Below are 26,045 nucleotides of genomic sequence, written 5' to 3'. Positions count from 1 at the left end.
TACCCTATGCCGGGTGAACGGTCCCTTGTCCGTCGCGACGATCATCGCGGCGCTCGTGCTGGCGCTGTGGTGCCTGCTGCGCTCGTCCCGCAACCGGCCGCCCAGCCGCTTCGACCTGGCCGCGACCGCCGCCCTCGGCGTGCTCGTCATCGTGCTGGTCGTGGTCGCCGTGGTCGGCCTCTTCGACGGCTCCCGCCCCGCCGAGACCGGCACCTTCGTCGGCTACCTGATCACCACGGTGGCGTTCGCGCCGGTCGCGATCTATCTGGCCCGTCTGGAGCCGACCCGCTGGGGCAGCCTGATTCTCGGCGTCGCCTGCCTGGTGATTCCCGTTCTCGTGCTGCGTCTGCAGCAGATTGCGTCGGTGACGACCGGTGTCTGACTCGCCCGCTCCCGCCGCCGACCGCCCGGCCGACGCCGCTCTGCGCACCGGTTTCGGCCGCCTGTTGCTTTTCGTGTACGGGATTTTCGCCCTCGCCGCCAGCGCACGCGCCCTGGTGCAGATCATCACGCACTTCTCCGAGGCGCCGCTGGCGTACCTGCTGTCGGGCGTGGCCGGCCTGGTCTACATCGCGGCGACCGTGGGCCTCGCGATCGGCGGCGCCAAGGGCCGGCGGATCGCCCTGACCAGCTGCTCGGTCGAGCTGATCGGCGTGCTGGTCGTCGGCACGCTGAGCATCGCCGACGTGGGCGCGTTCCCGGACGACACGGTCTGGTCGCGCTACGGCAGCGGCTACGGCTACGTCCCGCTGGTGCTCCCGTTCTTCGGCCTGTGGTGGCTCTGGCACCACCGGCCGAGCAAAGACTAGGCCGACGCTTCGACCGTGTGGGGGACGAAGTAGCACTCGTCCTTCGTGACCAGGCCGTCGACGCCCAGGCCCTCGCGGATGCCCATGCCGGCCGGCTCGCCGTCGATCAGCCACGAGCCGATCACCGGGTGCACCGTGCCCTCCAGACCGTCGAACGACGGCAGCTCGCACAACTCCTGGACCACGTAACGCCCGTCCGAGCCGTACTCGGAAGGGTTGTCGGTGATCGTGACGCCGTCGCGCACCAGCGTGACCGAACCGCCCTCGCGCCCCCACACCGGTTTCTTCGCGTAGCTGGTCATCGCCTTCGCGGCCGTGGACTCGGCGAAATGGGCCGGTAGCAGGTATTTGCCGCGCTCCGGGTCGTCGCCGAACAGTTTCCACAGCACCGGGAGCAGCGCCTTGTTGCCGAGCAGCGCCGCCTTGTACGGCGGTTCGATCCAGACCGTCCCGTGCTTGGTCGGGTCGGCCATGTTACGGAAGAAGGCCTTGCCGCCCTCCTCGTTCCAGAACCACTCCCACGGGTACAGCATGAAGATGATGTCGATCGGCTCGGCCTTGTGCTCCTGGCCGGGGGCGGGCACGAAAACGACGCGGTCGCCGGCCACGTCCCAGCCGATCTGGCTCATCGCGATCAGCTCGACCGGGAAGCCGGCCTCCTCGGCGGTCGCCATCAGGTAGGCCACGTTCATCCGGTCCTCGCCGGTGGGCTCCGACGTCTCGTACGCGAAAAAGATCTTGGGTTTCTCCGGGAGCCACGTGCGGGCCTCGCGCAGCTTGGCGATGTTGCGGCGCCACGCTCCGGGGTTGGCCGGCTCGCCGTCGGCCGCCTCCCAGCCGACCAGGCGGTCGTGGATCGAGTTCCACTGGCGCCACGGGTGCTGCGTCACGCCGGTCTGGTCGACCCAGTGCCACTGGATGACCGAGCTCTCGACCAGCGACGTCGGCGTCTGCGCGTTGAATTCGAGCAGCTTGGGCGTACTGCCGCCGCCGTCGTACCACAGGTCGAAGCGGCCGTAGACGCTCGGCGAGTAGTCCGGGGTCTCCATCGGCAGGCGCATGTCCGGGTCTTTGTCGTAGTGCGTCCACGTCTCGGCGTCGCCGTCGAACCACGTCCGGATGATCTGCTCGTGGGCGAACTCGGGGATGCCGATACGCGCGAGGAAGCAGGTCGACGGGTTGCAGACCGATGCGAAGTAACCCTCGCGACGGCCCTGCACGGTGCGCCGCGGGCACTGCCCGACCATCCAGTCGCCGGCCTCCAGGCACATCGCGTGGATCGTGGTGGTCGCGGCCTCGAGCTCCTCGATCTCCTCGGCGGTGAAGTCGTAGTAAGGACCTTCTTGCCAGTACGAGATCATCGAGCCGTCGGGCAGTTCGGTGTCGTTGTAGGTGAGCCCGAGGCTGTAGTTGGTGAGCTTCCAGCCGTCGCGGACCGGACCGTAGGGAACTCGGCGCACGCTCAGCCGCCCGACTTCTTCGAGCCGGAGTTCTTCGCCCCGCCGCCGCCCTTGCCGATCACGCTGGTCTTGATGGTGCCGTTTCCGATCTTGCCGGTGGCGGGCAGCCCGAATTTCTGCCGCGCGGCCCGGTCGTTGTAGGCGAATCTCTGGCCGCCGGTCGGCAGTCGCTGGCCGACCGCGTAGCCGGGGCGATACAGCGACGAATACCAGATGAACGGCAGGATCGCGCCCGCGCCGTAGTGCCGGTTGTCGTCGCAGTTGTCCTCGTCGACGACCACACCGTTCGCATCGGCGCAGTAGAACCCTTGCTGCTGGGTTTCGCTGCCCCTGTCGCAGGCCGCCGCGCCGCCCGCCGCCAGCAACAGGAATGTGCTGGTCAGCGAGACGCTGCGGGAGCTCATGCGTCGATTCATCATCTCTTTGTATCGCCTTCGGTCAACATGATCGATCAGGCGCGCGGGCCTCCGGCCACGTAGACAACCTGACCCGAGACGAAGCTCGCGCCCTCGCTGACCAGGAAGGATACGGCGTGCGCGACGTCTTCGGGGCGTCCCGCGCGACCAACCGGGATCTGCGCCACCGCAGCCTTGGAAAAATCGGCGAAATCCACCCCGATCCGGGCGGCGGTGGCGGCTGTCATGTCGGTCACGATGAAGCCCGGCGCGACCGCGTTCACCGTGACACCGAAGCGCCCGAGCTCGATCGCGAGGGTCTTGGTGAAGCCCTGCAGGCCGGCCTTCGCGGCGGCGTAGTTCGCCTGGCCGCGGTTACCGAGCGCGGACGTGCTGGATAAGTTGACGATTCGGCCCCAGTTCGCGTCGACCATGTGCTTCTGCACCTCGCGGCTGAACAGGAACGCGCCGCGTAAGTGGACCGCCATCACGGTCTCCCAGTCGTCCTCGCTCATCTTGAACAGCAGGTTGTCGCGCAGCACGCCGGCGTTGTTGACCAGCACGGTGGGCGCGCCGAGGTCGGCGACCACCCGCTCGACCGCGGCGGTGACCTGCTTCTGGTCGGAGACGTCGGCGCCGACCGCGAGCGCCGAGCCGCCGGCGTCGTGGATGGCGGTCACCACGTTCGCGCAGGCACCCTCGTCGAGGTCGACGACCGCCACCGCCAGTCCGTCCCCGGCAAGCTTTCGGGCGGTCGCCTCACCGATGCCGCGGGCGGCTCCCGTGACGATGGCGACCTTGGATACGGACTGCGACATTGCGGCCTCCGGGGGTGATCTCGACACCGATGGCCGACTTTAACGTGCATCACACCGATCGGCGCAGCCGGATCCACCGATATCCGTAACCCGCGATATCGACGGAATCGAACTTGCCCAGCGCCGGATAGTGCTGATCCGCCAGCACGTCGTTCGCCGATTCCGCCTCGCCGGCGAGAAGTCCCAGGTCGATGCTCGCGTCCTCGGTGCCGAGGTTGTGCACGAAGACCATCGTCCCGGTGACGTCGTCGGCGCGGTGCGCGAGAACGCCGCCGGGTGTGGAGACGTCGATGTGCGTGCAGGTGCCGGCGCCGACCTCGGGTGCCTCCCGAAGCGTACGGATCATGCGTTCGAACCAGGACAGCAACGAGCGCGGGTCCTGACGCTGAAGGGTGACGTTGACCTTCTCGTAGCCCCAGTTGCCGCCGGAGATCACCGGGCGCAGCGGCTTCGACGACGTGGTGAACCCGCCGTTGCTGAGCAGCGACCACTGCATGGGCGTACGGATGGAATCGCGGCCGTGCAACGCGAGGTCCTCGCCCATGCCGATCTCCTCGCCGTAGCGCAGGACCGGGGTGCCACGCAGCGTGAACTGCAGCGAATAGGCGAGCTCGATGCGGCGACGGTCGTTGCCGAGCATCGGGGCCAGCCGCCGGCGGATACCCCGCCCGTACAGCTGCATCCGGGGATCCGGGCCGAACTCGGCGAAGACCTGTTCGCGCTGGTCGGCGGTGAGCCGGGAGAGGTCGACCTCGTCGTGGTTACGCAGGAAGGTGGCCCACTGCCCGCCGCGCGGCAGCTTCGGCGTCTCGCGCAGCGCCTCGATGATCGGCTCCGGGTTGCGCCGGGCCAGCGCGAGCATCAGCTTGGTGTTCAACATGAAGTCGAACAGCATGTGGATACGGTTGCTCGAACCGCCCCGATCGCCGAAGAAGACGGGCAGCTGGCTGGGCTCCACATTGGCCTCGGCGAGCAGAACCGCGTCGCCCTTGAGCCATTGGATGTGCTGGCGGAGATCGGTCAGGAACTCGTAATCCAGCGGCGAACTCGGATTGCCGGGCTCGGTCTCCTCGATGATGAACGGCGCGGCGTCCATCCGGAACCCGGCCACGCCGAGCTGAAGCCAGAACGAGCAGATCTTCTTGATCTCGCGCCGGACCTCGGGGTTGCGAATGTTGAGATCCGGCTGGAACTTGTAGAACCGGTGGTAGTACCAGAGCTTCGCGGTGCGGTCGTAGGACCACGTCTCACCCTGTTCGCCGGGGAAGACCATGCCTTGGTGCCGGTCCGCCGGCGCCTTCTCGGACCAGACATACCAGTCCCGGTACGGCGAGTCGGGTGACGACCGTGCCGATTGGAACCACGGGTGCTGGTCCGAGGTGTGGTTCACGACCAGGTCGATGATCACCTTGATGCCCAGGTTGGACGCCTGGTGCAGCAGTTCGGCGAAATCGCCCAGCGTGCCGAAGCGCGGGTCGACGTTGTAGAAGTCCTCGACGTCGTAACCGTCGTCGCGGTCCGGCGACGGGTGGATCGGGTTGAGCCACAGGCAGGTGACCCCCAACCTGGCCAGGTAGTTCAGTCGCCCGATCAACCCGCGGATGTCTCCGCAGCCGTCGCCGTTCGAGTCCGCGTAAGTGTCGATGTCCAAGCAGTAGACAACTGCCTTCTGGTACCACCGGTCGCTCATGCAGCCTTTATTTGTCCGCCTTCCGCCGGCGCGAAACCGGCGACCGCGTCGTGCAGGGCGGTCAGGCTGCCCATCGCGATGTCCAGCTGCTCCGGGCTCAGCCGCGAGGTCAGCAGCGAGTCGAGAGCGGCGAGGTAGTTGGGCAGGGCCAGCGCCAGCGTGCGCTCGCCTTCCGGAGTCAGCGCCGCCTCCAGCGAGCGCCGATCGTCCGTGCAGTGCTCGCGGACCACGAGACCGAAATCGACCAGCCGGTCGATCAGCCGGGTGATGCCGCTGCGGCTGTACGCCATGTCGTCGGCCAGATCGGTCATCCGCAGCCGCCGCTTCGGCGCCTGACGCAGCCGGATCATGGCCTGCAGCATCGCGTGGCTCAGGCCGTAGCGCCGCAGAGCGTGCGTGATGCCGGTCTGAACTGCCCCCTGCACCTGGGCAAGTGTCCAGGCCAGTTCCGCGGGCTGGTGCGCCGTGGTCGGCGCTGCCGTCGTCAGTGTCATGTCGAACTCCTACCGGTCGGCCGCGCGCTGTCGTCCCAGGCGAAATTTCGCGACAGCGCACGGCACCGGGCCGGTCGCCCCCCGAGCGGCCCGGTAATTTCACAAACGGATCTGGTCTGGTTTGGTTCACCGCAATAGTTCGCTGCGGTGCAAATGTGGCGGCGCGCACCTTGCCGCTCACCAGGCTTTTTTTGTGGAACTCACGGTTGGTCAGCACGGCGGCACACAAGCTCCGGTGCGATCTGTGACGATCAGCGCACTCTTCGCATAACTCCGCGGTCAGGTTCGTCACAGGCTCGGCGGGTACAACTTCGAGATGGCGGAGGCGGATCTCGGAGGATTGACCGGGCTGACCGGGTGGGTGGCGTCGGTCATCGAGTCGCTCGGCGAGGTCGGCGTCGGCCTGCTGGTCGCGCTGGAGAATCTGGTGCCGCCGATCCCGAGCGAGATCGTGCTCGCGCTCGCCGGTTACCTGGCCGGCGAGGGCCGGGTCAACCTGGTCATGGTGCTGATCACGGCCACCGCCGGGTCGGTCGCCGGCGCGGTCGCGCTCTACTGGCTGGGGTACAAGGCCGGCGAGGAACGGCTGCGGCGCTGGCTCGACCGGATTCCGCTGGTCGACGCGGACGATCTCGACAAGGCCGACGCCTGGTTCGAGCGGCACGAACGCTCCGCCGTGCTGTTCGGCCGCTGCGCTCCGGTCGTACGCAGCCTGGTGTCCATCCCGGCCGGCGCCAACCGCATGCCGATGGGTCAATTCCTGGTGTTCACCGCGCTGGGCAGCGGGGTGTGGAACGCCCTGTTCATCGGCGGCGGCTATCTGCTCGGCGAGCGCTGGCAGCAGGTCGAGAAGTACAGCCACTGGTTCGACTACGCGATCGCGGCGGTCTTCGTGATCGCGGTCGGCGGCTGGGTGGTCAAGAAGATGCGCAAGCGGCGGCGCGCGGCGGCCGAGAACGCCGACCGCGTGTCATAGGCGTGCGTGGTCGGCCGCACCGATCGATCGACGAGCGAGCGCGTGCTCCAGACCGCCCCTCACCGCCGTTCGGCTCGGCCGCGTTCCAGTCGCCGATTGATGTCGGCCACCACGACGAAGGCGGCGACCGGGATCAGGACGAGCGCGATCCACTGCCCCGGCCCGAGCACGCGCAGCGCCTCGGGATGTCGCATGTTGTGCTCGACGAATCCGGCGAAGCCCGCCCGTTCCACCGGAAAGGTCGCCAGCACCGGGACGGCCAGGGCGATCATCCGCCGGCGCGTCTCCGGCTCCTGACGGGCCACGCCGACCCCCGCGAGCACGACGGACACCCAGGGCAGTGCCGCGTAGGCCTGCCACAGCCCGTAGCGCAGCACCGCGCCGTGCGCCACCAGCGCGGCACCGGCAAGCGCGATCCATGCCCAGCCGCGCGGCCGCACCGGCCCCCGCTCGGCCACCAGCCCGGCGGCCAGGAGCAGGACCGCGGCGACCAACTGCCAGTAGCGGTCGATCACTACGGCGGGGGTGTCCGGATAGATGCGTGCCGTAAAGATGATCTCCCCGGTCAACCCTGCTGCCGCCCCGGCCGCGCCGAGCGCCCGCAAACCGTAGAGCGCCCCGGCGAGCGCCACGGCCCACCCGGCCGCGCGCAGACCGTCGACGCTGTCGAGATGGAATGCCCTCCCCGGCCACGTCGCACCCGCCACGGCGGCGGCCACGCGACGCAGCGAGATCGCGAGCATCGCGATGACCCCGAAGAGCTGGAACACCCGAGCCGCGCGGCCCCACGCACCGGCGCCGGACCAGGTCTGACGCAGCCGGGCCGCGAGCGCCGCGCGCAGCACGTCGGCGATCTGCGCCGCACCCGGACGCGGGTCGGCCATGAGGACCGCCAGCATCTCCTCCTCATACTCCCGGCGGAAGTCGCTCGGATAGAGCGCGAGGAGACGGCGATAGCGGATCTCGGGCGTGGTCACGCGGTCGCTCCCCCGAAGTCGGCGCGGCGAGCCCGCAGGCGTCCCTCCGCGAGGGTGGCTCGCTCCCGCAGGCGGGCGGCCTCGGCGGTCAGCGACTCGGCGCCGGCCGCGGTCAGGCGGTAATAGCGCCGGAGCCGGGACTGGACGACCTCTTCCCGGTCGACCTCGATCAGGCCCGCGCCGCGCAGCCGATCGAGCACCGCGTACAGCGTGCCGGCCCGCAATTTCACCCGCCCGGCCGTCTGGCGGGCGACATCCTCGATCACGGCATAGCCGTGCAAGGACTCACCGGCCAGCGCGGTGAGAATCAGGAAGGTCTGCTCGGTCACGCCGGAAGCATATACCCGACTACGGTATATACGCCAACGCGCGGCCGCCGGAAACAGCGGCCGCGCGTCGCCTCGCCGAAGCGATCAGAAACCTGCGCTGATCTTGGTGAAAGCCCAGTCGGACTGGGCGATGCCGGAGCAGTTCGACACCACGCCGCCGCCGGCGCAGCCACGGTCGCGGTTGACCGCCCAGAAGGTGAAGCGCGCGAACCCGTTGTTACGGGCGTAGTCGCGGATCCTCGTCCAGGTGTCGGTCGTGGTCAGTTCCTGCTGGTCGGACAGGCCGTTCATGCCGGAGATGCCCATGTGCGAGTACGCCTGCGCGTCGTTGTAGCCGAAGGTCGACTTGAGCAGGTTCTTCAGTCCTTCGGATGCCCCGACGGTCGAGCCGTACATGTCAGAACCGCCGCCGAAGTCGAACGGCATCTGCGTGAAGATGTCGATGTTCGCGCCCAGCGCCTTGGCCTGCTGCACCAGCCGGGTGCCGTAGTAGCTGGGACCGCTCGGCGTCGTCCCGAAGGTGAGAATGGTCTTCACCGAGGAGTTCCGCTGCTTGACGATCTTCAATGCGTTCAGGATGCGGTCCTGCACCGCGGTGTTCTCGAACTCGTCGGTGTTCTCGATGTCGACGTCGATGGCCCGCAGACCAAAGGCGTCAATGACTTTCTGGTACGCCCCGGCGAGCGCGTCCGCCGTGGCACAGTTCGGTCCGAGCTTGTTGCCCTGCCACCCGCTGATCGACGGGATGACGTCGGCGCCGGCCGCCCGGATCGCCGAGATCGTGCTCGCGTGCACGCCACCGGTCAGGCCGCCCTCGCCGTCCCAGGCCGGGTTGCACCCGTTGGAGGCCAGCACGAACGCCATCGTGAAGGACCGGATGCCGGTCGCGTTGACCACCGTGGACGGTGCCGGCGGGTTGCCCCAGCCGGGATAGATGTACGGCGCGGACGCCATCTTCGTGCCGCTGGTCGGCGGCGGGTCGGTCGGCGGCGGCGTGGTGCCACCGCCGCAGGTGCCGTTGTCGGCCCAGACGTCCCACTGGCCGGAGTGGGTGGCCGGCGACTCGTTCTGGGTCCACCACTTGGCGGTGTAGTTGTGGCCGCTCTGCGAGGCCTGGTTACCGCCGACGTAGACCGCGCTCGCGCTCCACGCCGGGGCGCAGGCCGCGGCCGCGCTGGAAGCGGTCATCGGCACCAGGGCCGCGGCCGAGCCGGCGATCGCGACGGCCGCGACGACCAGCAGTTTTCTGCGGAGTTTCACGGGGATTCTCCTTCGGGGGATGGGGATGCGGGGGATGGGGATGGGGTTAGGGGAGGGTGGCGAGGTGCGGCTTGACCGTGTTGGCGAAGCCGTTTCCGTTGGCGACGTCCCAGTTGATGGACCAGGTCATGGCCCCGCGGATCCCCGGGTACGTCGCCGGCGGCTTGAAGGTGCCGCAGTTGGTGCCCCGGGCGAGGCAGTCCAGCGCGGCGTTGACGACCGACGGGTTCTGGTAACCGCCGCCGGCCGCTCGACTGCTCGCGGGTAGACCCAGGGCCACCTGGTCGGGGCGCAGGCCGCCCTGCGTCTGGATGCAGGCGAGCGCGGTCAGGAAGTTCTCGGTGCCTTGCGAGTACGCGGCGTTGTTGTCGCAGCCGAGCATCGACCCGGAGTTGTAGTACTGCGTGTGGACGACGGTGAGAATGTCCTTGATGGACAGGGCGAGGGCGAAGTACGACGACCCGGTGCTCTGCATGTCGATGGTCTGCGGCGCCATCGTGATGATCAGGTTGGCGCCCGCCTTGGCTCGCAGCGCGCGAAGTGCCTGCCCCATGTAGGTGGCGTTGAGCCCGTTCTCCAGATCGATGTCGACCCCGTCGAACCCGTACGTGGTCATCAGTGAGTAGACCGAGTTGGCGAAGTTGGTGGCCGCCGTCGAGTTCGCGACGCTGACCGTGCCGGTCTCGCCGCCGACCGAGATGATGACCTTCTTACCGCGCTGGTGCAGGGTGGCGACGTCGGCCTTGAACTGCGCGTCGGTGTAGCCGCCGACCTGCGCGGACAGGCCGGAGTCGAGGGTGAAGGACACCGCGCCCTGGGTCGCGGTGGCGTTGGCGAAGGCGACCGCGATCAGGTCGTAGTTGGCCGGGACGGCGGCCAGCTTGAGGGCGGCGGCGCCGTTGTAGAAGTTCTGCCAGTAACCGGTGAGGAAGTGCTTCGGCAGCGTGCCGTTACCGGGCGGCTGAGTGGGCGGGGTCGTCGGCGGTGTCGTGGGTGGACTTGTCGGATCTGTCGGGCCACTGCCGCACACCCCGTTGTCGGCCCACACGTCCCACTGGCCCGAGTGGGTGGCCGGCGATTCGTTCTGGGTCCACCACTTGGCCGTGTAGTTGTGACCGTTCTGCGAGGACTGGCCGCCGCCGACATAGACCGCGCTCGCGCTCCACGCCGGGACACAGGCCGCGGCGGCCTCGGCCGAGCCGGAGAAGTAGGTCGCCGCTCCACCGGCGGCGAGCGCCATGACGGTGGCCAGGATTGCCGATCTGATTCGCATCGTCCGCCCTCTCACGTTGACGTACATCAATCTTTAGGACTGTTAACAGTAAAAGTCCAGAGGGCGGGACCTTAAAGTTCCTTAAATGTGAATGGATCGAAGGCCCAGGTGAAGGCCCTCGATCCATTGACGTCGGTGCTTACCTGCGGAACTGGATCCAGTTGACGTTGACGAAGTCGGCGGACTGGCCGCTGCTGAACGTGAGGTACACGGTGTGGCTGCCGGTCACCCCGGAGACGTTGCCCGGGATGGACTGCCACGTCTGCCAGCCGCCCGTGCTGCCCAGCGCGAAGCTACCGATCGGCGCGTTGGTGCGGTTGTCCAGGCGTACCTGCACGAGACCACTCACGCCGGAGCCGGCGCCCGAGGCCACCCGTGCCACGAAGTCGCGCACCCCGCCCGTACCGAAATTGACGTTGTTGAACTGCAGCCAGTCGCCGTTGGCGATGTAGCCGACGTCCTGACCACCCTCCGAACAGGCCTCCACCTGTACGCCTCCGGAGGCGTTGAACGACTCCGCTTCGATCCGGCTGAACGCGTCCCGGCTTCCGGTCGGCGGCGTGGTGGTCGGCGGCGTCGTGGTGCCGCCCGAGGACTGGTAGACGGCGACGTAGTCGACCAGCATCGGGACGCCGGACTGGGTGGCCGAGGTCGGGCCGCCGCCGAACGCGGCCGGGAACCCGCCGCCCATCGCCACGTTGAGGATCACGAACATGCCGTGGTGCGTCGCGTTGTTCCAGGTGGTCGAGTCGACCTGCGAGGAGTTGAGCGTGAAGTAGTTGTTGCCGTCCAGATACCACCGCATCTGCTCGGGTGACGTGCCACGGTCGTACTCCACGGCGTACGTGTGGAATCCGGTCTGACAGCCGGAACAGGCCCGCTCACCGCTGCCGAGACCGGTGGTCTCGTTGCACGGGCCGCCCGGGCTGCTGCCACAGTGGAGGGTGGAGAAGACCGAGCTCCGGCCGTTGATGTCCTCCATGATGTCCCACTCGCCGATGCTGGGCCAGTTGGTCGCGCCGACCGGCCGGGCCGCCGCACCGAGCGCCCAGAACGCGGGCCAGTAACCGGCCGCGGCAGCACCGCTGACGTTCGGCTGCTGCAGGCGTGCCTCGATGCGCACCTTGCCGCCGGTGGGCGCGGCGAAATCGGTGCGTTGCGTCTCCACCCGCCCGGACGTCCAGCGGCCGGACGAGTCGCGGATCGGCTTGATCACCAGGTTGCCGTTGCCGTCCTGGTAGACGTTCTGCGTGGAGTCGGTCATCGTCTCGACCTCGCCGGTGCCCCAGTTGGCCGCGCCGCCGGGATAGCTGGTGCCGATGTCGTACAGCCAGTTGGACCGGTTGAGGCCGGTGCCGGACGAGCCGGTGAAGTCGTCGCTGAACACCGTGGTCATGCCCGATGGCGGGGCCGGGACGGCGGCGTCGGCGTTGATCGCGAACAGCGTCGACGCCATCACCGTGGCCGTCGCGGCCACGGCCGCGAGCAGTGCCTTTCTCATGGGAACGCCTTTCGTAGGGGGGTGTGAGAGCGCTCTCAGGCGAATTCCACGCTTGCCCCGCACGGAGTGTCAACATGGATCGACATCTATTGCCCGTTGTTACCGCCGCGACGGAACACGAGGTACTCGAGCTGTGTCCACGTCGTTGTCGTCACCAGGTACAGGGCGCCGGCGAGGGGCAGCCAGGCGACGCCAATGACGGACAAATAGGGCATAAATCGCATCCAGCCGGTGAAGCGGCGCGACGACCACCAGGCGACGGCGGCGCTGATCGCGATCAGCAGGGCGAACACCGGCAGGCCGGCGGCGAGATGAGCACCCAGGGGTACGCCCAGGAGAACGCCGGCCGGGGCTTGGCGGGCGACGTGGTACATGACCATGAAGAACGGCGCTTGCGCGAGTCCGGGCAGGAGCGAGCGCGCGAAGCCGGCGCCGTTCGCCCGCTGCAGGGCGAGCGTCTCGGTGGCGAGGGTCATCGGGTCGTCGCGGTGCTTCGCACGGAGTTGCGCCAGTTCCGGGGCCAGGGCTTGCTGGCGGCGGGCGGCGCGGGCCTGGAGGTAGCCGAGCGGGCTGATCGCCAGGCGGACGAGGACGGTGAACAGGACGATCGCGAGCGCCGGGGCGAGAGTGCCGGCGGCTGGGGTGAGGAGGGTGTCGAGGTTTTCGATGGCGGAATGGGCAGCGTTGACTATGGCGGTAAAGGGCATTTCGGGCACCTCTGCGGTCCACAAAGGGATGGATTGACGCAGAAGGCGAGCGCGTAGGCGGGCGTGGCGCTGGTTGCGCGCACGGGCGTGGGGAGGCGCGGCGCTGTCAGCAGCCGGGATCCCCACAGCACGCCTTGCGGGGAACTACGCCGCTGCTGGCGGCACGGATCCCCACGCCAGGCGGCCTACGCGGTCGCCGGGCCGCCCGACGGGGCTCTCGGCCTGGGCCGGCCCGCGGCATTCGGATCCACGAACCTCGGCAGCGCGATCGCACGCGATCGGCGCGTGCCCAGGCGGCCGCTCGGCGCCCACGCACCGGGCGCCACCGGGATCGCCGTCGCCGCCGCGACCAGCAGGGCCGCGACCACCACGGCCAGCCCGACCATCAGGTGGCCGGGCGTCGGGTCCAGCAGGGCGGTGTTGCCGAGCGCAACGACCGCACCCCACAGCAGCATGGCCTAGAGCTTATGCGAGGCACACAACGTTTTTGCCCGGTGATCATCCGGGTAAGAGGGACCCATGGACACGGCTTCCGGCGGGACCACCGTCTCCCCCGAACTGGCCGAGGAGGCCGAGTCGCACGACCTCCTCACGCTCGGCGTCGAGGAAGAATACTTGCTGGTCGACGGCACCGAGCCACGGGCCGTGGAGGCGGTCGAGGACGTCTTCGCGCAGGTCCCCGACGAGCTGCGCGAATCGGTGCAACACGAGTACATGCGCAGCCAGATCGAGGTGGCCAGCCCGCCGCAGCTCGACCTCGGCAGCCTGCGCGTCGCGCTGCACCGCCTCCGATCCGGCGTGGCGGGCGCCGCCGACCGGGCCGGGGTGCGGCTGATCGCGGCCGGCACCGGCCCCGCTTCCGGCCCGCTGCCCCGGATCGCCGACAACCCGCGCTACCACCGGATGCGCGACTTCTTCGGCGACCTCTCCCCCGGCCCCGGCATGTGCGGCATGCACGTGCACGTCAGCATCCCCGACCCCGAGACCGGCGTGCAGGTGCTCAACCACCTGCGCCCCTGGCTGCCGATCTTCCAGGCCGCCACGGTCAACTCACCCCTGTTCAACGGCCACGACACCGGGTACGCCAGTTGGCGCTCGATGCTCTGGGAACGCTGGCCCACCGTCGGCCCGGCGCCGTACCTGGAATCCCACGAGCACTACGAGACGTTGGTCAGCGACCTGGTCGCGAGCGGCGCGATGCTCGACGAGGGAATGCTTTACTGGTACGCCCGATTGTCCGCCACCTATCCGACGGTGGAGATCCGGATGGGCGACGTCACCCCGTCCGTCGACGACGCGATACTGCTCGCGGCCTTGGCTCGTGCGCTGGTGGCGACACTGCTGCGAGACGTACGGGCGGGGGTGCCGGCACCGAACGTGCCGCATCCGTTGCTGATGGCGGCCCATTGGCGGGCAGCCCACGACGGCCTGCAGGGCGTGAACATCGACATGGCGACCCGGGAACCGCGCCCGGCGTGGCGCTTGCTGCGACAGCTTTTCGACTACGTACGCGCGGAGCTCGACCGCCACGGCGACCTGGAGACGGCGACCGTCCTGATGGACCGGTTGCGCGCCAGCGGCACCGGCGCGGCCCGCCAGCGCGCGGTCCTGGCCCGAAACGGCTCAGTGTCCGAGGTAGTCGACTGGCTCGCCGACACGACCCGAAGCGAGGCGTAGCGCCCCGCACAGCGCCGTGCCGGGGCGGGCAGCGCCGTGCCGGGGCGGGCAGCGCCGTGCCGGGGCGGGCAGCGCCGTGCCGGGGCCGGCAGCGCCGTGCCGGGGCCGGCAGCGCCGTGCCGCGGCGCACTCTGACGTCTTGTCGAAGCGGCCGCGCGGTCGCCGTCATCCCATCCTGTGGTAAATCACGACCACTTCGTGGGCTTTCCCGCGACCTTGGAGAGTTGCGCCCATATTTGCACCACAACTCTCCAAGGTTCACTCCCAAGCGTGGAAAGCGCCCGAACAAAAGCCACAAGGCGGGATGAAAGGGATTCCACAGTGGACGTGCGTCCCACATCGCGGACTCGACGCCACGATGTGGTCTCGCGTCTCAGACAGCGGACGCCGCTTCCACATCATGGACCCCAGATCGAAGCTGACCCGGCGGCCGCCGCAGCATCTCGCCCAAGGCCGCGACAAGGCGGCAGCCGGTAATCGGAGAGGCACGCCACGTCACCACTCAGGAGCGGGATGCGCTCGAGAAGCGCAGCAGGACACCCAGGCGAACGGCCGCGCTTCCTTCAGGGCCGGTCGGTTCGGTCCTTGCTCAGCTCCGGCCGGTACCGGTCGATCCAGGCCTCGACGTCGTCGCCGTCCCACACCTTGCCCATCTCCAGCTCGGCCACGGGCGCGGGAAAGTTCTGATGGCTCGTGATCTGGTAGACGCGCTGCCGGCTCATGCCGCCGAGACGGACCCTGATCTCGTGCGCGCCCATGAGAGACAGCTTCTCAACCATGCGAACACTCTAGCCTCATGCCCAGTAGGCACTAGACAGCCACCCTAGGAAAGGTCACGGTGATGGTCTCGCCAGCTCAGATGGCGGGGAAACGGGGCACTTGGGTACCGTTGCTGACCGTGCCAGAGGGACACACCATCCATCGCCTTGCCGCTCGCCACCGGGAGCTGTTCGTGGGGCAGTCGCTTGCCGTCTCCAGTCCGCAAGGGCGGTTCGAGGGCGGTGCCGCCAAGGTTGACGGGCGCGTGCTGCGCGATACCGAGGCGTACGGGAAGCATTTGTTTCATCACTACGACGGTGACCTCAGCGTGCACATTCACCTGGGACTGTACGGGAAGTTCACGGATGGCGAACCGCCGCTGCCGGAGCCCGTCGGGCAGGTGCGGATGCGGGTCGACGGCGAGCGGCACTGGCTTGATCTGCGCGGGCCGGCCGCCTGCGAAGTGCTCGACCCGGCGCAGGTTCAGCAGCTGCGCGACCGGCTCGGCGCCGATCCGCTGCGCGACGATGCGGAGCCACTCCGGGCGTACGGGAAAGTGCGTGGCAGCACCAAGCCGATCTTTGCCCTGTTGCTGGACCAGACCGTGGTCGCGGGGTGTGGGTTGATCTATGCGAACGAGGTGCTGTTCCGGGCGGGGCTCCCGCCGACCACGCCCGGCCGGTCGATCGGGGCGGAGCTGTGGGAGCAGATCTGGACCGACCTACGGGCACTGATGAAGGAGGGCGTGGCGCGCGGCCGCATCGACACCGTGCACACCGAGCACACGCCCGAGGCGATGCAGCGAGCGCCGCGCGTCGATCGGCACGGCGGCGAGGTCTACGTCTACCGCCGGCCGGGGCAGCCGTGTCTCGTGTGCGGAACCGGGATCGCGCGCGGGCCGCTCGCCGGACGCAACCTCTACTGGTGCCCCAAATGTCAGGGCTGAACCGTCGCTGACGGTGTCGCGCTCGGCGTGACGGTCACGGTCGGTGACGCGCCGCCGGGCAGGCCGATGGTGAAGTGCTCTTGGAGGTACGGGATCAGTTTCTCGTACGCCTCGATGGTGTCCGGCTGGTTGAAGTCGTGCGACAGGATGATCGATCCGGGCTTGACGTGCTTCTGCACCTCGGCGATCACCCGGGCGACGTGTGCCGGGTCGGTCTCGCCCTTCGGGTGGTCCCAGTCGCGCGGGTCCACCGCCCAGTAGAGCGACGTCATCCCCAGCTGGTCGGCCACCCCGACGAGGCGCTCGGTGAAGTTGCCGCCGGGCGCGCGGAAGAACGGGATCTTCGCGTCCGGGACGGCCTGGCGGATGGCCGCGTTCGTGTTCTCGAGATCGGCGCGGATCTGCTCCGGTGTCTCCTTGCCGATCGTCAGGCTGTGATGCGTCGTGTGATTGCACAACGTGTGCCCGGCGGCGACGATTTGGCGTACCACCTCGGGATGCTTCGCGACCTGATCGCCGACCAGGCAGAAGGTGGCCTTGATCTGGTATTTCGCGAGCAGCGCCAGGATCTTCGGGGTCTGCACCGGGTCCGGGCCGTCGTCGAAGGTCAACGCGATCGCCGACGAGCCCGTGGTGCGCAGCGACTTGCCCGGCCCGAGGTCGTTGACCGCGGGTTTCTTCTTGGCGGCGGGGATGGCGGGCGCCTTCGTCGGGGTCTCCGAAGTGGACGGCGCGGGCTTGGCCTCGTCGGAGTGGCCGGAGGGGGCGTTCACGACCGCACCGGCGGCGCCTTCGACCGGGGCCTTCTTCTTCGACGGACTCGTCACCCCGACGGCACGCTGCGCCGCCGCGTTCACCGCTTCTACCCCGCTGCGCCGCTGCTGCGCGGGGACGGCGATCAGGAACAACGCGATCGCGACCAAGGAGGCCAGCAGGATCTGCTGCCGCTTCTTGCCGACCAGGAGCCAGGACTCGATGGGCAGGGTGCCGGGAGCGCGATGGGTTCCGGTGGCCGGCGGGTGGGTCGGGGCGGCGGCGTGCCGGGGGCCGGTGTTGCGCTGATGCCGGGAGCGTTGCGGGGCCGTCGTCCGGTTCCGGGGGCGGCGCGATCGCGGCACGAAGACGTCCGGCTTGGCCGGGCCGGCAGCGATGTCCGGCGCGGCGGCGACGCCCGGGTCCACGTTGACGTCCGCGGCGACGGCAGAAACGTCCGCGTCGGCGGCGGCAGAAACGTCCGCGTCGGCGGCGACGGCAGAAACGTCCGCAAGCGACTCCGGCCGCCGATGACGGCCACCGCCCGCGGCGATATCGTCGGCCGCAGGCGAGGGATAACGGGACGATTGCGGCGGCATGCAGCATGCCTACCGTCTCGGCTGATCTGGGGGAATACCGGATAGGTGATCTCCGCGTTACCGGTCGTAGTAATCCCAGGTGGCGTTGAGTGACTAATGGATCACAATGGCTTACAAAGTGGAATGCACCGCGTCGGTGGCCTTACGCGCGGCGATCAGCACCGGGTCCCACACCGGCGCGAACGGCGGCGCATAACTGAGGTCCAGCGACGTCATCTCTTCCACGGTCATCCGGTTCCACGCGGCAATCGCGAGCGCGTCGATGCGCTTCGCCGCCTCCTTGCGGCCGACGATCTGCGCGCCCAGCAGCGTCCCGGTGCGCCGCTCCGCGATCAACTTCACCGTCATCGATTCCGCGCCCGGGTAGTAGCCGGCCCGGTTCGACGACTCGACCGTCGCGCTCACGAAGGCGTACCCGGCCTTGTCCGCCTCTTTCTCGGTGAGCCCGGTCCGCGCGACCTCCAAATCGCACACTTTGGTGACCGCCGTGCCGATGACGCCGGGGAACGTCGCGTAGCCGCCGCCGATGTTGATGCCGGCGACGCGTCCCTGCTTGTTCGCGTGCGTCCCGAGCGGCACGTGCACCGCATGCCCGGTGATCAGGTGCCGCGTCTCGACACAGTCCCCGGCGGCCCACACGCCGTCCGCTCCCTCGACCCGCATGCGCACGTCGGTCCGCACGCCACCGGTCGCCCCCACCGCGAGCCCGGCATCGCGGGCAAGATCCCCATTTGCCCGTACGCCCAATCCCAGCACCACGATGTCCGCCGGAATCTCGCCGTCCGGCGTGACCACCGCCCGCACCCGCCCGCCGGACATGTCGATGCCCTCGATGTGTGTCTCGGTGACCACCTTGATGCCCAGGTCCCGCATCGCGTTGTGGACGAGCGCACCCATGTCCGGATCGACCGTCTTCGCCATCGGCTGCGCCGACTTCTCCAGCAGCGTGACCTCCAGGCCCCGCAGGACCATCGCCTCGGCCATCTCGACCCCGATGTACCCGCCGCCGATCACCACCGCCCGGCTCGGTGCGGGATCCGCGTCCAGCCACGCGTGGATGGCCGCGCCGTCGTCGAGCGTCTGCACGCCGAAGACGCCCTCGCCGCGGACCCGGGCCCAGTCCGGGGTGACCGGGGACGCTCCGGTGGCGTACACAAGCTGGTCGAAGCTCTCCCGCACCTCGCCGCCGCCCTCGAGGTCGTGCGCCACCACCTGCCGGCGGTCCAGATCGATGCCGACCACCTCATGCCGCAGCCGGACGTCGATGCCCGCATCCCGGAACGCTCCCGGCGTGCGGGCGATGAGCTTGTCACGCTCGGTCACCGCGCCCCCGATCCAGTACGGGATTCCGCAGGCCGAGTAGGAAGTGAAGTGGCCGCGTTCGAACGCCACGATGCTGAGTTTCTCGCGGGGTTGGCGCTTGCGGGCTTGCGAGGCGGCCGACATGCCGCCCGCGTCACCGCCGATGACGACCAGCTTCATACGGCTCAGGCTACTGCTTGGAGCCCGTACGCCTCGGCGATGCGCGTCGCGCCGAATCGGACCGTCGGCGTCAGCCGAAACGGTGAATCGCCCGGCGTCTGCCCGCGTACGGCGCCCACCCCGACTCGGCCAGCGCATCGGCACCCCGGGCGACGAACGACAACCACGCCGCGCGCATCGGCTTTCCCGTCTCGGTCAGCTCGGCCCACGTCCGCCCGGCCAGCATCGGCGCGTCCGCCCACGCATGCTCGTCGCCGAACAGCAACGGCAGGTCGGTGCAGTGGGCCGCCCGGAACGGCGACCGCGACGGCGGGCCGTCCAGGCGGTAGGCGGACACCCGCGCGCCCGCCTCGGCCAGCCGCTTGCCCATCCGGCGGGTGGGCCGGGCGAACACCAGCCACGTCGCCGCCGCGACGATCGGGCGCCGGGCCATCGCACGGCCGGCCACGAAATACGCGATCTCCCGCCGCGTGGTGCCGAGGATGACCTCCAGGCCCTCCGCGCCGGCCTGACAGGCGGCCCGCCACCCCGCCGGGTCCGGCATCGGTCCCGTCCCGGCCACCGGCCCCCAGACCGGAGCGAAGCCGCTGGTCACGTCCTTCTCCGCGGCCGACTGCGCGGCCACCACCTCGGCAACCGACGCCGCGTGCGGGTCCTTGCCCAGTCGCGTGAGAAAGCGCGCTCCGGCCCGCTCCGCACGTGCCGGAGAGCCCAGGCCCAGACCCAGCGGCGGACTCTGCAGCACCGCCCGGTCGAACAGTGCCCGAGCCGACGGAATGCCGAGCATGCAGGCGATCGAGTGGGCACCGGACGACTGCCCGACGACGGTGATGTTGGACGGGTCGCCGCCGAGCGCGGCCGCGTTGTCCCGGACCCAGCGCAGCGCCTCGATCTGGTCCAGCAGGCCGAGGTTGCCGTCCGAGACGCCCGGTGCCCGCAGGTAGCCGAGCGCGCCCAGCCGGTAGTTGGCGCTCACCACGACCACGTCACCCTCGCGGGCGAGCCGGTCCGTCCGGTAGCGCTCCCATGAGCCGGCACCGTTGCGGTACGACCCGCCGTGCAACCAGACCAGCACCGGCCGGCGCGCGTCGTCGGCCGCCGGCGTCACGATCGTGAGGTTCAGGCAGTCCTCGGACTCCGCGACCTGCTCGCACGCGCCCACCGCCGAGTCGTGCGAGGGCTGCGGGCTGACCGCGCCGTGCTCGGTCGCGTCGCGCACCTCTGGCCAGGGCGGCTCGGGCACCGGCGCCGCGAACCGTGCGGCCGTCGCGTACCGGACTCCGCGCAGGATCGTCAGCCCGTCCACCCGCACCCCGCGTAGCTTGCCGCCACGCACGGTGACCAGGGTGTCATTGTCGATGTCGGTCATCTCAAGCACGCCCCACGCGCCCGTCAACGGTTGCGAGCGCGCCGAGTTCGCCGCAGCGACGGTGATCACTCAGGTGGGGGCCGCGAACCCGGCCGGCGTCGCTTGGCATGCTGTTATGCCGTGAGCGGATTCGCCTACAGGGGAATCGCTGGGACGCGAGGCCACCGGCGAGTAATTCTGGGGGTCGTCGAACCGATGCGAGAGGGTTGGGGTCATGAGTGTTGACGAGTTGACGATGCGGGGCGGCGCATCCTTCGACGACCAGGTCTTCGAGCGGCTCCTGCGGGAGCGCATCATCTTCCTCGGCAGCGAGGTCAACGACGAGGTGACCAACCGCATCTGCGCCCAGATGCTGCTGCTCGCCTCGGCCGACAGCGAGCGGGACATCGCGCTCTACATCAACTCGCCGGGCGGCTCGATCAGCGCCGGCATGGCGGTGTACGACACGATGAACTACATCAAGAACGACGTCGCGACGATCGCGCTGGGCATGGCGGCGTCGATGGGTCAGTTCCTGCTGTGCGCCGGCGCCCCCGGCAAGCGGTACGCGTTGCCGCACGCCCGGGTGATGATGCACCAGCTGTCCGGCGGCATCGGCGGCACCGCTGCCGACATCGCCATCCAGGCCGAGAGCATGATCTCGATCAAGAGGACGATGAACGAGCGGATCGCCTTCCACACCGGCCACACGCCGGAGGAGATCGAGCGCGACTCCGACCGGGACCGCTGGTTCACCGCCAAGCAGGCCCAGGAGTACGGCATCGTCGATCACGTGATCAGCAAGGCGAGCGACGTCGTCGCCTCCCCGTCGCTGGTCTGAGTCGAAAAAAGGGCACGCGGCCCTGGTCGCGTGCCCTTTGCATGCTTGGCGAGCGTTTCGGGTATGACCCAGGCCATACCCCCAGAGTTCGCCAAGGAGGTGCTGACGTGAGGCTCCCGACGTTCTCCCGCCAGACCGAAACCGACGCCACCGCCACCGACGAGCGCCCGGCCACCGCTCCCGTACGCCCGCGGGCCGACGCCGCCACGACCACCGATCTGCCGCCGGTCCCGAAACACGCGGGCGACCCGCCGCCGCCGAGGACCGCGGGTGACCTCCCGCCGGGGCCGAAGGCCGCGGGCCGCACCGGTCTGCCGCCCACGGCCAAGCCGGAGACGCTGGTGACCAGACCGACCAGTCCGGCCGCTCCCGTTGTCACGGGCGCCGGCCCGAAACCGAGAGCCAGCCTGCTCGCCACCCTCGGCCTGATCCTGGGCGTCGCGTCCATGCTGCTGGTGCTGTCCGGGCCGCTGCTCGGCTACGGCATCGGCGTGGCCGGCCTGGCGCTGGTGCTCTCGCTGCTGGGCGTGCGCGCTACCGGCAAACGGCACGTAGCCGGTAAATCGGATGCGCTGCTCGGCATGGTGTTCTCGCTGGCCGCGATCGTGATCGGCGTGCTGGCCCTGACCGGCTCACTCAGCTGGCTGGGCACCGACATGCAGCCGGTGAGCAATCTCCGCGAGTGGCTCGACACACAGTTTGTCGACCGGTTCTGACGGGAATGAGAAGTTTGCACGCGGAGGGCCGGCCCGGTTCGGGCCGGCCCTCCGCGCGTGGTTAACGAATCGCCGCGCGCTTTGCCGATCACGCAACGAACAGCCGCGTCGCGCAATGTTGAACCAAAGCGTTTCTACAGGTCGCGGACCTAGCGTTGCAGCCATGACGACCACGGCTTCGCCGCGCAGGTACCTCATGTGCCGGCCCACCTACTTCGCGGTCACGTACCGGATCAACCCGTGGATGGATCCCACGGCCCCGTACGACAACGCGCTCGCCGTCCGCCAGTGGGAGACGCTGCGGCAGACCTTCCTGGATCTCGGCCACACGGTCGACCTGATCGACCCGCTGCCCGGCCTGCCGGACATGGTGTTCGCCGCGAACGGCGCGACCGTCGTCGACGGCCGGGTGCTGGCGGTCCAGTTCCGCGACGCCGAGCGGGCCGACGAGGCCCCGGCGTACGCGGCCTGGTTCCGCGACCGCGGGTTCACGGTCGTCGAGCCCAAGCACACCAACGAGGGCGAGGGCGACATCCTGCTCGCCGGGGAGGTGCTGCTCGCCGGCACCGGCTTCCGGACGTCGCACGCCTCGCATGCCGAGACGCAGGAGGCGCTGCGCCGTCCGGTGATCACGCTGCAGCTCGTCGACCCGGCCTATTACCACCTGGACACGGCCCTGTGCGTGCTGGACGACTCGAACATCGCGTATCTTCCGTCGGCCTTCTCGCCCGGCTCGCAGGCGGTGCTGAAGCAGCTCTTCCCGCACGCGGTGATCGCCAATGCGGAGGACGCCGCGGTGCTCGGCCTGAACGCGGTCAGCGACGGCCGTACCGTGGTGCTGCCGGAGCAGGCCACCCACCTGGCCGCCGAGCTGCGCGCGGCCGGCTACCAGACCGTCGGGGTCGACGTCTCCGAGCTGCGTAAAGCCGGCGGCGGCCCCAAGTGCTGCACCTTGGAGGTTCGCTCGTGACCAGCGTTGACATGCTGACGCCCACCGCTTTGGCGCGGGCCGAGGCGCATACCGCGCACAACTACCACCCGCTGCCGGTGGTGATCACCGAGGGCGAGGGCGCCTGGGTCACCGACGTCGACGGCCGCCGCTACCTGGACTTCCTCGCCGGTTACTCGGCGCTGAACTTCGGGCACCGGCATCCGGCGCTGATCGCCGCCGCGCACGCCCAGCTCGACCGGCTCACGCTGACCAGCCGGGCGTTCGTGCACGACCAGTTCGCGGCGTTCTGTCAGGAGCTGGCCGAGCTCTGCGGCAAGGACATGGTGCTGCCGATGAACACCGGCGCCGAGGCCGTGGAGACCGCGATCAAGGTCGCGCGCAAATGGGGCTACCAGGTCAAGGGCGTCGCCGACCAGCAGGCGGAGATCATCGTCGCGGCCGACAACTTCCACGGGCGTACGACCACGATCGTCAGTTTCTCCACCGACCCGGAGGCCCGGGCCGACTTCGGGCCGTACACCCCGGGCTTCAAGATTGTCCCGTACGGGGATCTCGCCGCCGTCCAGGATGCGATCACACCGAACACCGTCGCCGTGCTGATGGAGCCGATTCAGGGCGAGTCCGGCGTGCTGGTGCCGCCGCCCGGGTTCTTCGCGGGCGTGCGAGAGCTGTGCGACGCGAACAACGTGCTGATGATCGCCGACGAGGTGCAGTCCGGCCTCGGCCGTACCGGAGCGACCTTCGCGCTCGACCACGAAGGCGTCATTCCCGACATGTACGTGCTGGGGAAGGCGCTCGGCGGCGGCATCGTGCCGGTCTCCGCCGTGGCGGCGAACACCGACGTGCTCGGTGTCCTGAAGCCCGGCGAGCACGGATCGACCTTCGGCGGCAACCCGCTGGCCTGCGCGGTCGGCGTCGAGGTGGTGCGGTTGCTGGCCACCGGCGAGTTCCAGCGCCGCTCGGCCGAGCTGGGCGTTCGCCTGCACGACGGCCTCAACGCGCTGGTCGGCAAGGGCGTCACCGCGGTTCGCGGGCGCGGGCTGTGGGCCGGCGTCGACTTCGACCCGGCGCTGATGACCGGGCGCGAGGCGTGCGAGCGGCTCGCCGAGCGTGGCGTGCTCGCCAAGGACACGCACGGCTCGACGATCCGGCTGGCGCCGCCGCTGGTCATCACGGCCGACGAGCTGGACCACGGGGTGGCCCAGCTGGCCGCGATCCTCTGACTAACCCTGGAATTTGCGCATGGCCATCGTCGGCGCCTCGGCCATCACCGAGGTGGGCTGCACGACGCCGCCGGTGGCCCAGATCTTCGACCGGCCCACGTTGACCCCGCCGTAGAGCTCGACCACGTCGGCCGGGGCGAGCTGCCGGGTCTCGTGGCGGCCCAGCGTGATGCGGTCGTCGTCGTTCGATGACCCGCCGGGACGGATCCCGGAACCGTTCGTGCTGACGTCCTGGACGGTGAGGCCGCCGTCCGGGCGCAGCTCGAACTGCACGTGACCACGGCTGATCCACTTGCGCGCGTCCTCGGTGAGCCACTGGCCGAGCATCACGCCGCTGCCGCCCTCGGGCGCGCGCCCGACCACCACGGCCTGCTCGGTGGACACGACGAAACGTTTGCGGATCACGCCGTCGATGCGGACGGACATCACCTCGACCGCCGGTCGAGCACCGATGTCGCGCAGCTTCGCACCGTGCCGGGGGCAGGCCGGCGCGCCGCCGCGCAGGGCCGGCGGCGGCTGTGACACCGGGCTGGTGAACGTGCGCATGTCGGCGAACGGGCTGTCCGGGTCGCCGCCGGTGCCGAAGCTCGTGCAGTTCGACTCGGGGCAGCGCCAGATGCGCGCCAGCATCCGCTGACCCATCGGCGACCGCTCGGCCGGCTTCGGCTGCTGGTCGCGGCCGACCCGGGCCACCAGCACCGGGGCGCCGCCCTCGCCGGCCACCGCGGCCAGCAGGCGGCCCGGCTCGTCCACCCACGGGCGACGACCGCGCACCTGGTCACCACGGCCGCGGGTGATCACCGGAAGGCCGAGCAGCTCGGCGACCTCGTACACCCGATCGTCCACCTGGGGCACGACCTCGACCTTGCCGTCGTCGGCCCAGCGGCGGATGACCATGCGCTCGTTCGAGGTGAGATCGGTGTCGGAGAGCAGGCCGCGCGGCGCCACCACGTAGACCGGGACGTTCTCCTCGGCGAAGCGTTTGCCCAGCGCGTCGATGACGAGTCCGAGCCGGACAGAGCTGGCCGGGCGGCCACCGTCCAGATCGGCATAACGCACGATCTCGGACATGTCGACCACCGCGCGGGCCAGCGCCGGATCGGTGCTGAGCCGGGCCTCGATGGCGTCGAGGACCTTGCTGACCTCGAACCTCACGGATCCTCCCGGGAGAGCGGCAAGTTTTGGTCCTGGCAATCATGCCCCATGCTCGGGCATGCTCCGTTTGCCCCCATCGGGCATGGGGCACGTTCTTGGTCGAGCCGGTGGCGCCCCCGACCGCCGGCACGACAGGAGGGACGGACATGCGGACACCACGGCTCGCCGGGCTGGGGCTCGCGACCCTCGCGGCCGCGGCCATGACGGTCGCCGGCTGCGACACCAGCGCCTCTTCGTCATCGGCCCCGGCGTCGTCGGCTTCCCCGTCGGCCAGCGCCGCCGAACCGGCCGCCGTCCAGGCGCTCTCCGCGGCCGCCGCCAAACTGGGCGAGACCAGCTTCAAGGTCAGCGCGACGTCCGGGTCGGACTTCACGCTGAACGGCGCGGTCGATCCCGCCCAGGGCGTCGGCACCGTCGATCTCACCGCCACCGGCCCGAACGCGTCGCTCAACGTCAAGACCCTGCTGATCGGCCAGGACCTGTACGTCCAGGTGCCCGGGGTGACGAAGGCCGGCACGTGGACCCACCTGGACGTCTCGCGGTTGCCCGCGGGTGCGAACGTGGGACTGCGCCCGGGCCAGGTCGATCCGGTGGACACGGCGAACCTGCTCAGCAGCGCCACCGACGTGCACTCCACCGGCCCCGACGCGTACGCCGGGACGCTTGATCTGAGCAAGGCGGCCGGGCTGGGCGTGTCGACGACGCAGCCGCAGAACGTGCCGTTCACGGTGAACCTGGACGACCAGGGCCGGCTGTCCACGATGACCATCACGCCGGCGTCGACCGCGCCGATCGAGGTGCGCTACTCGGACTACGGTTCGCCGGTGACGGCGTCGCGACCGGCGGCGTCCGAGATCACCGAGGCGCCGGACAGCCTCTACAGCTCGTTCGGCGGCAAGTAGCCG

The 26,045-nt window shown here is 69.6% G+C and carries 27 protein-coding genes; 10 read left to right on the top strand and 17 right to left on the bottom strand.

Annotation, left to right across the window (positions count from 1 at the left end; genetic code table 11):
- Positions 1 to 13 precede the first annotated feature (13 nt).
- On the top strand, positions 14 to 382 hold the full coding sequence (locus HH310_RS05480) for a hypothetical protein (protein ID WP_169174262.1): 369 nt from the start codon (positions 14 to 16) through the stop codon (positions 380 to 382).
- Entirely contained in the window at positions 375 to 809 is a 435-nt protein-coding gene (locus tag HH310_RS05475; protein WP_169174261.1) for a hypothetical protein, read from the top strand. The genes HH310_RS05480 and HH310_RS05475 overlap by 8 nt, the downstream gene beginning before the upstream one ends.
- Here the strand turns inward: HH310_RS05475 and HH310_RS05470 are convergent.
- From HH310_RS05470 to HH310_RS05450, 5 genes are read right to left on the bottom strand one after another with little or no spacing between them, the layout of a single operon-like run.
- Positions 806 to 2,269, bottom strand: coding sequence for a glutathionylspermidine synthase family protein (locus HH310_RS05470; RefSeq protein WP_169174260.1), 1,464 nt, complete (start codon positions 2,267 to 2,269; stop codon positions 806 to 808). The genes HH310_RS05475 and HH310_RS05470 overlap by 4 nt on opposite strands.
- A gap of 2 nt (positions 2,270 to 2,271) precedes the next feature.
- Positions 2,272 to 2,673 (bottom strand): hypothetical protein, encoded by a 402-nt coding sequence (locus tag HH310_RS05465; protein ID WP_248293674.1) that lies wholly within the window; start codon positions 2,671 to 2,673, stop codon positions 2,272 to 2,274.
- A 47-nt stretch (positions 2,674 to 2,720) separates the two neighbouring features.
- Positions 2,721 to 3,482 (bottom strand): 3-oxoacyl-ACP reductase FabG, encoded by a 762-nt coding sequence (gene fabG / locus HH310_RS05460; protein ID WP_169174258.1) that lies wholly within the window; start codon positions 3,480 to 3,482, stop codon positions 2,721 to 2,723.
- A gap of 49 nt (positions 3,483 to 3,531) precedes the next feature.
- Positions 3,532 to 5,172 carry an alpha-amylase family protein gene (locus HH310_RS05455; RefSeq protein ID WP_169174257.1) on the bottom strand — a complete coding sequence of 547 codons (1,641 nt, stop codon included), beginning with the start codon at positions 5,170 to 5,172 and terminating at the stop codon, positions 3,532 to 3,534.
- Positions 5,169 to 5,666, bottom strand: a complete 498-nt coding sequence (locus HH310_RS05450) for a MarR family winged helix-turn-helix transcriptional regulator (RefSeq protein WP_169174256.1) — start codon at positions 5,664 to 5,666, stop codon at positions 5,169 to 5,171. The genes HH310_RS05455 and HH310_RS05450 overlap by 4 nt, the downstream gene beginning before the upstream one ends.
- Positions 5,667 to 5,982: 316 nt before the next feature.
- Here HH310_RS05450 and HH310_RS05445 point away from each other — a divergent pair, with 316 nt between their 5' ends.
- A complete protein-coding gene (locus tag HH310_RS05445; RefSeq protein ID WP_169174255.1) occupies positions 5,983 to 6,642 on the top strand; it encodes a DedA family protein in 660 nt (219 codons plus the stop codon).
- A gap of 59 nt (positions 6,643 to 6,701) precedes the next feature.
- Here HH310_RS05445 and HH310_RS05440 read toward each other — a convergent pair whose 3' ends face one another.
- The 7 genes from HH310_RS05440 to HH310_RS05410 form a co-directional block, all read right to left on the bottom strand.
- Positions 6,702 to 7,619, bottom strand: a complete 918-nt coding sequence (locus HH310_RS05440) for a hypothetical protein (RefSeq protein ID WP_169174254.1) — start codon at positions 7,617 to 7,619, stop codon at positions 6,702 to 6,704.
- The gene (locus tag HH310_RS05435; protein ID WP_169174253.1) at positions 7,616 to 7,948 is read right to left on the bottom strand and encodes a PadR family transcriptional regulator; all 333 of its coding nucleotides are present in this window, start codon (positions 7,946 to 7,948) and stop codon (positions 7,616 to 7,618) included. Before HH310_RS05435 ends, HH310_RS05440 begins: the two co-directional genes overlap by 4 nt.
- A gap of 84 nt (positions 7,949 to 8,032) precedes the next feature.
- Positions 8,033 to 9,208: a carbohydrate-binding protein gene (locus tag HH310_RS05430; protein WP_169174252.1), complete on the bottom strand. Its 1,176-nt coding sequence runs from the start codon at positions 9,206 to 9,208 to the stop codon at positions 8,033 to 8,035.
- 46 nt (positions 9,209 to 9,254) lie between these two features.
- Positions 9,255 to 10,481 carry a chitinase gene (locus tag HH310_RS05425; RefSeq protein ID WP_169174251.1) on the bottom strand — a complete coding sequence of 409 codons (1,227 nt, stop codon included), beginning with the start codon at positions 10,479 to 10,481 and terminating at the stop codon, positions 9,255 to 9,257.
- 139 nt (positions 10,482 to 10,620) lie between these two features.
- Positions 10,621 to 11,982, bottom strand: coding sequence for a carbohydrate-binding protein (locus HH310_RS05420; RefSeq protein WP_169174250.1), 1,362 nt, complete (start codon positions 11,980 to 11,982; stop codon positions 10,621 to 10,623).
- Between the two features lie 86 nt (positions 11,983 to 12,068).
- Positions 12,069 to 12,689, bottom strand: coding sequence for a membrane protein insertase YidC (locus HH310_RS05415; protein WP_169174249.1), 621 nt, complete (start codon positions 12,687 to 12,689; stop codon positions 12,069 to 12,071).
- Positions 12,690 to 12,874: 185 nt separating this feature from the next.
- The gene (locus HH310_RS05410) at positions 12,875 to 13,144 is read right to left on the bottom strand and encodes a DUF6412 domain-containing protein (protein ID WP_169174248.1); all 270 of its coding nucleotides are present in this window, start codon (positions 13,142 to 13,144) and stop codon (positions 12,875 to 12,877) included.
- 64 nt (positions 13,145 to 13,208) lie between these two features.
- Here HH310_RS05410 and HH310_RS05405 point away from each other — a divergent pair, with 64 nt between their 5' ends.
- A complete protein-coding gene (locus HH310_RS05405) occupies positions 13,209 to 14,366 on the top strand; it encodes a glutamate--cysteine ligase (protein ID WP_169174247.1) in 1,158 nt (385 codons plus the stop codon).
- 563 nt (positions 14,367 to 14,929) lie between these two features.
- Here the strand turns inward: HH310_RS05405 and HH310_RS05400 are convergent.
- On the bottom strand, positions 14,930 to 15,145 hold the full coding sequence (locus HH310_RS05400) for a DNA-binding protein (RefSeq protein ID WP_169174246.1): 216 nt from the start codon (positions 15,143 to 15,145) through the stop codon (positions 14,930 to 14,932).
- 119 nt (positions 15,146 to 15,264) lie between these two features.
- Here HH310_RS05400 and HH310_RS05395 point away from each other — a divergent pair, with 119 nt between their 5' ends.
- Positions 15,265 to 16,071, top strand: coding sequence for an Fpg/Nei family DNA glycosylase (locus HH310_RS05395; RefSeq protein ID WP_169174245.1), 807 nt, complete (start codon positions 15,265 to 15,267; stop codon positions 16,069 to 16,071).
- Here HH310_RS05395 and HH310_RS05390 read toward each other — a convergent pair.
- The 3 genes from HH310_RS05390 to HH310_RS05380 all read right to left on the bottom strand — a co-directional run bounded on the left by HH310_RS05390 (position 16,062) and on the right by HH310_RS05380 (position 20,274).
- Complete coding sequence (locus HH310_RS05390; RefSeq protein WP_169174244.1) at positions 16,062 to 17,423, bottom strand: polysaccharide deacetylase family protein; 1,362 nt, start codon at positions 17,421 to 17,423, stop codon at positions 16,062 to 16,064. The genes HH310_RS05395 and HH310_RS05390 overlap by 10 nt on opposite strands.
- 111 nt (positions 17,424 to 17,534) lie before the next feature.
- Complete coding sequence (locus HH310_RS05385) at positions 17,535 to 18,905, bottom strand: FAD-dependent oxidoreductase (RefSeq protein WP_169174243.1); 1,371 nt, start codon at positions 18,903 to 18,905, stop codon at positions 17,535 to 17,537.
- Between the two features lie 70 nt (positions 18,906 to 18,975).
- The gene (locus tag HH310_RS05380; protein ID WP_169174242.1) at positions 18,976 to 20,274 is read right to left on the bottom strand and encodes a carboxylesterase family protein; all 1,299 of its coding nucleotides are present in this window, start codon (positions 20,272 to 20,274) and stop codon (positions 18,976 to 18,978) included.
- Positions 20,275 to 20,488: 214 nt separating this feature from the next.
- Here HH310_RS05380 and HH310_RS05375 point away from each other — a divergent pair, with 214 nt between their 5' ends.
- The 4 genes from HH310_RS05375 (at position 20,489) to rocD (ending at position 23,985) form a co-directional block, all read left to right on the top strand.
- A complete protein-coding gene (locus HH310_RS05375) occupies positions 20,489 to 21,094 on the top strand; it encodes an ATP-dependent Clp protease proteolytic subunit (protein WP_169174241.1) in 606 nt (201 codons plus the stop codon).
- Positions 21,095 to 21,201: 107 nt separating this feature from the next.
- Positions 21,202 to 21,810 (top strand): hypothetical protein, encoded by a 609-nt coding sequence (locus tag HH310_RS05370; protein ID WP_169174240.1) that lies wholly within the window; start codon positions 21,202 to 21,204, stop codon positions 21,808 to 21,810.
- Between the two features lie 163 nt (positions 21,811 to 21,973).
- On the top strand, positions 21,974 to 22,780 hold the full coding sequence (ddaH, locus tag HH310_RS05365; RefSeq protein WP_169174239.1) for a dimethylargininase: 807 nt from the start codon (positions 21,974 to 21,976) through the stop codon (positions 22,778 to 22,780).
- Positions 22,781 to 22,791: 11 nt separating this feature from the next.
- Complete coding sequence (gene rocD / locus HH310_RS05360; protein WP_211191814.1) at positions 22,792 to 23,985, top strand: ornithine--oxo-acid transaminase; 1,194 nt, start codon at positions 22,792 to 22,794, stop codon at positions 23,983 to 23,985.
- Here rocD and HH310_RS05355 read toward each other — a convergent pair whose 3' ends face one another.
- The gene (locus tag HH310_RS05355) at positions 23,986 to 25,140 is read right to left on the bottom strand and encodes an FHA domain-containing protein (protein ID WP_169174237.1); all 1,155 of its coding nucleotides are present in this window, start codon (positions 25,138 to 25,140) and stop codon (positions 23,986 to 23,988) included.
- A 146-nt stretch (positions 25,141 to 25,286) separates the two neighbouring features.
- On the opposite strand from HH310_RS05355, the gene HH310_RS05350 reads away from it, so the two are divergent.
- Positions 25,287 to 26,042, top strand: a complete 756-nt coding sequence (locus HH310_RS05350) for a hypothetical protein (RefSeq protein WP_169174236.1) — start codon at positions 25,287 to 25,289, stop codon at positions 26,040 to 26,042.
- Positions 26,043 to 26,045: the final 3 nt, after the last annotated feature.

The organism is Actinoplanes sp. TBRC 11911, from assembly GCF_012933445.1.
Taxonomy (GTDB): Bacteria; Actinomycetota; Actinomycetes; order Mycobacteriales; family Micromonosporaceae; genus Actinoplanes.
Note: the sequence above shows the minus strand (reverse complement) of the source record. Positions and strands in the feature narration are given on the sequence as shown.

Excerpts from the sequence above, each read along its gene's own strand:
- HH310_RS05465 (WP_248293674.1), bottom strand. The coding sequence starts at position 2,673 with ATGAGCTCCCGCAGCGTCTCGCTGACCAGCACATTCCTGTTGCTGGCG.
- HH310_RS05445 (WP_169174255.1), top strand. The coding sequence starts at position 5,983 with ATGGCGGAGGCGGATCTCGGAGGATTGACCGGGCTGACCGGGTGGGTG.
- HH310_RS05380 (WP_169174242.1), bottom strand. The coding sequence starts at position 20,274 with ATGACCGACATCGACAATGACACCCTGGTCACCGTGCGTGGCGGCAAG.
- HH310_RS05400 (WP_169174246.1), bottom strand. The coding sequence starts at position 15,145 with ATGGTTGAGAAGCTGTCTCTCATGGGCGCGCACGAGATCAGGGTCCGT.
- ddaH (WP_169174239.1), top strand. The coding sequence starts at position 21,974 with ATGACGACCACGGCTTCGCCGCGCAGGTACCTCATGTGCCGGCCCACC.
- HH310_RS05425 (WP_169174251.1), bottom strand. The coding sequence starts at position 10,481 with ATGCGAATCAGATCGGCAATCCTGGCCACCGTCATGGCGCTCGCCGCC.
- HH310_RS05390 (WP_169174244.1), bottom strand. The coding sequence starts at position 17,423 with ATGCCGCCGCAATCGTCCCGTTATCCCTCGCCTGCGGCCGACGATATC.
- HH310_RS05405 (WP_169174247.1), top strand. The coding sequence starts at position 13,209 with ATGGACACGGCTTCCGGCGGGACCACCGTCTCCCCCGAACTGGCCGAG.
- HH310_RS05415 (WP_169174249.1), bottom strand. The coding sequence starts at position 12,689 with ATGCCCTTTACCGCCATAGTCAACGCTGCCCATTCCGCCATCGAAAAC.
- rocD (WP_211191814.1), top strand. The coding sequence starts at position 22,792 with ATGCTGACGCCCACCGCTTTGGCGCGGGCCGAGGCGCATACCGCGCAC.
- HH310_RS05450 (WP_169174256.1), bottom strand. The coding sequence starts at position 5,666 with ATGACACTGACGACGGCAGCGCCGACCACGGCGCACCAGCCCGCGGAA.
- fabG (WP_169174258.1), bottom strand. The coding sequence starts at position 3,482 with ATGTCGCAGTCCGTATCCAAGGTCGCCATCGTCACGGGAGCCGCCCGC.
- HH310_RS05375 (WP_169174241.1), top strand. The coding sequence starts at position 20,489 with ATGAGTGTTGACGAGTTGACGATGCGGGGCGGCGCATCCTTCGACGAC.
- HH310_RS05420 (WP_169174250.1), bottom strand. The coding sequence starts at position 11,982 with ATGAGAAAGGCACTGCTCGCGGCCGTGGCCGCGACGGCCACGGTGATG.
- HH310_RS05455 (WP_169174257.1), bottom strand. The coding sequence starts at position 5,172 with ATGAGCGACCGGTGGTACCAGAAGGCAGTTGTCTACTGCTTGGACATC.
- HH310_RS05410 (WP_169174248.1), bottom strand. The coding sequence starts at position 13,144 with ATGCTGCTGTGGGGTGCGGTCGTTGCGCTCGGCAACACCGCCCTGCTG.
- HH310_RS05385 (WP_169174243.1), bottom strand. The coding sequence starts at position 18,905 with ATGAAGCTGGTCGTCATCGGCGGTGACGCGGGCGGCATGTCGGCCGCC.
- HH310_RS05350 (WP_169174236.1), top strand. The coding sequence starts at position 25,287 with ATGCGGACACCACGGCTCGCCGGGCTGGGGCTCGCGACCCTCGCGGCC.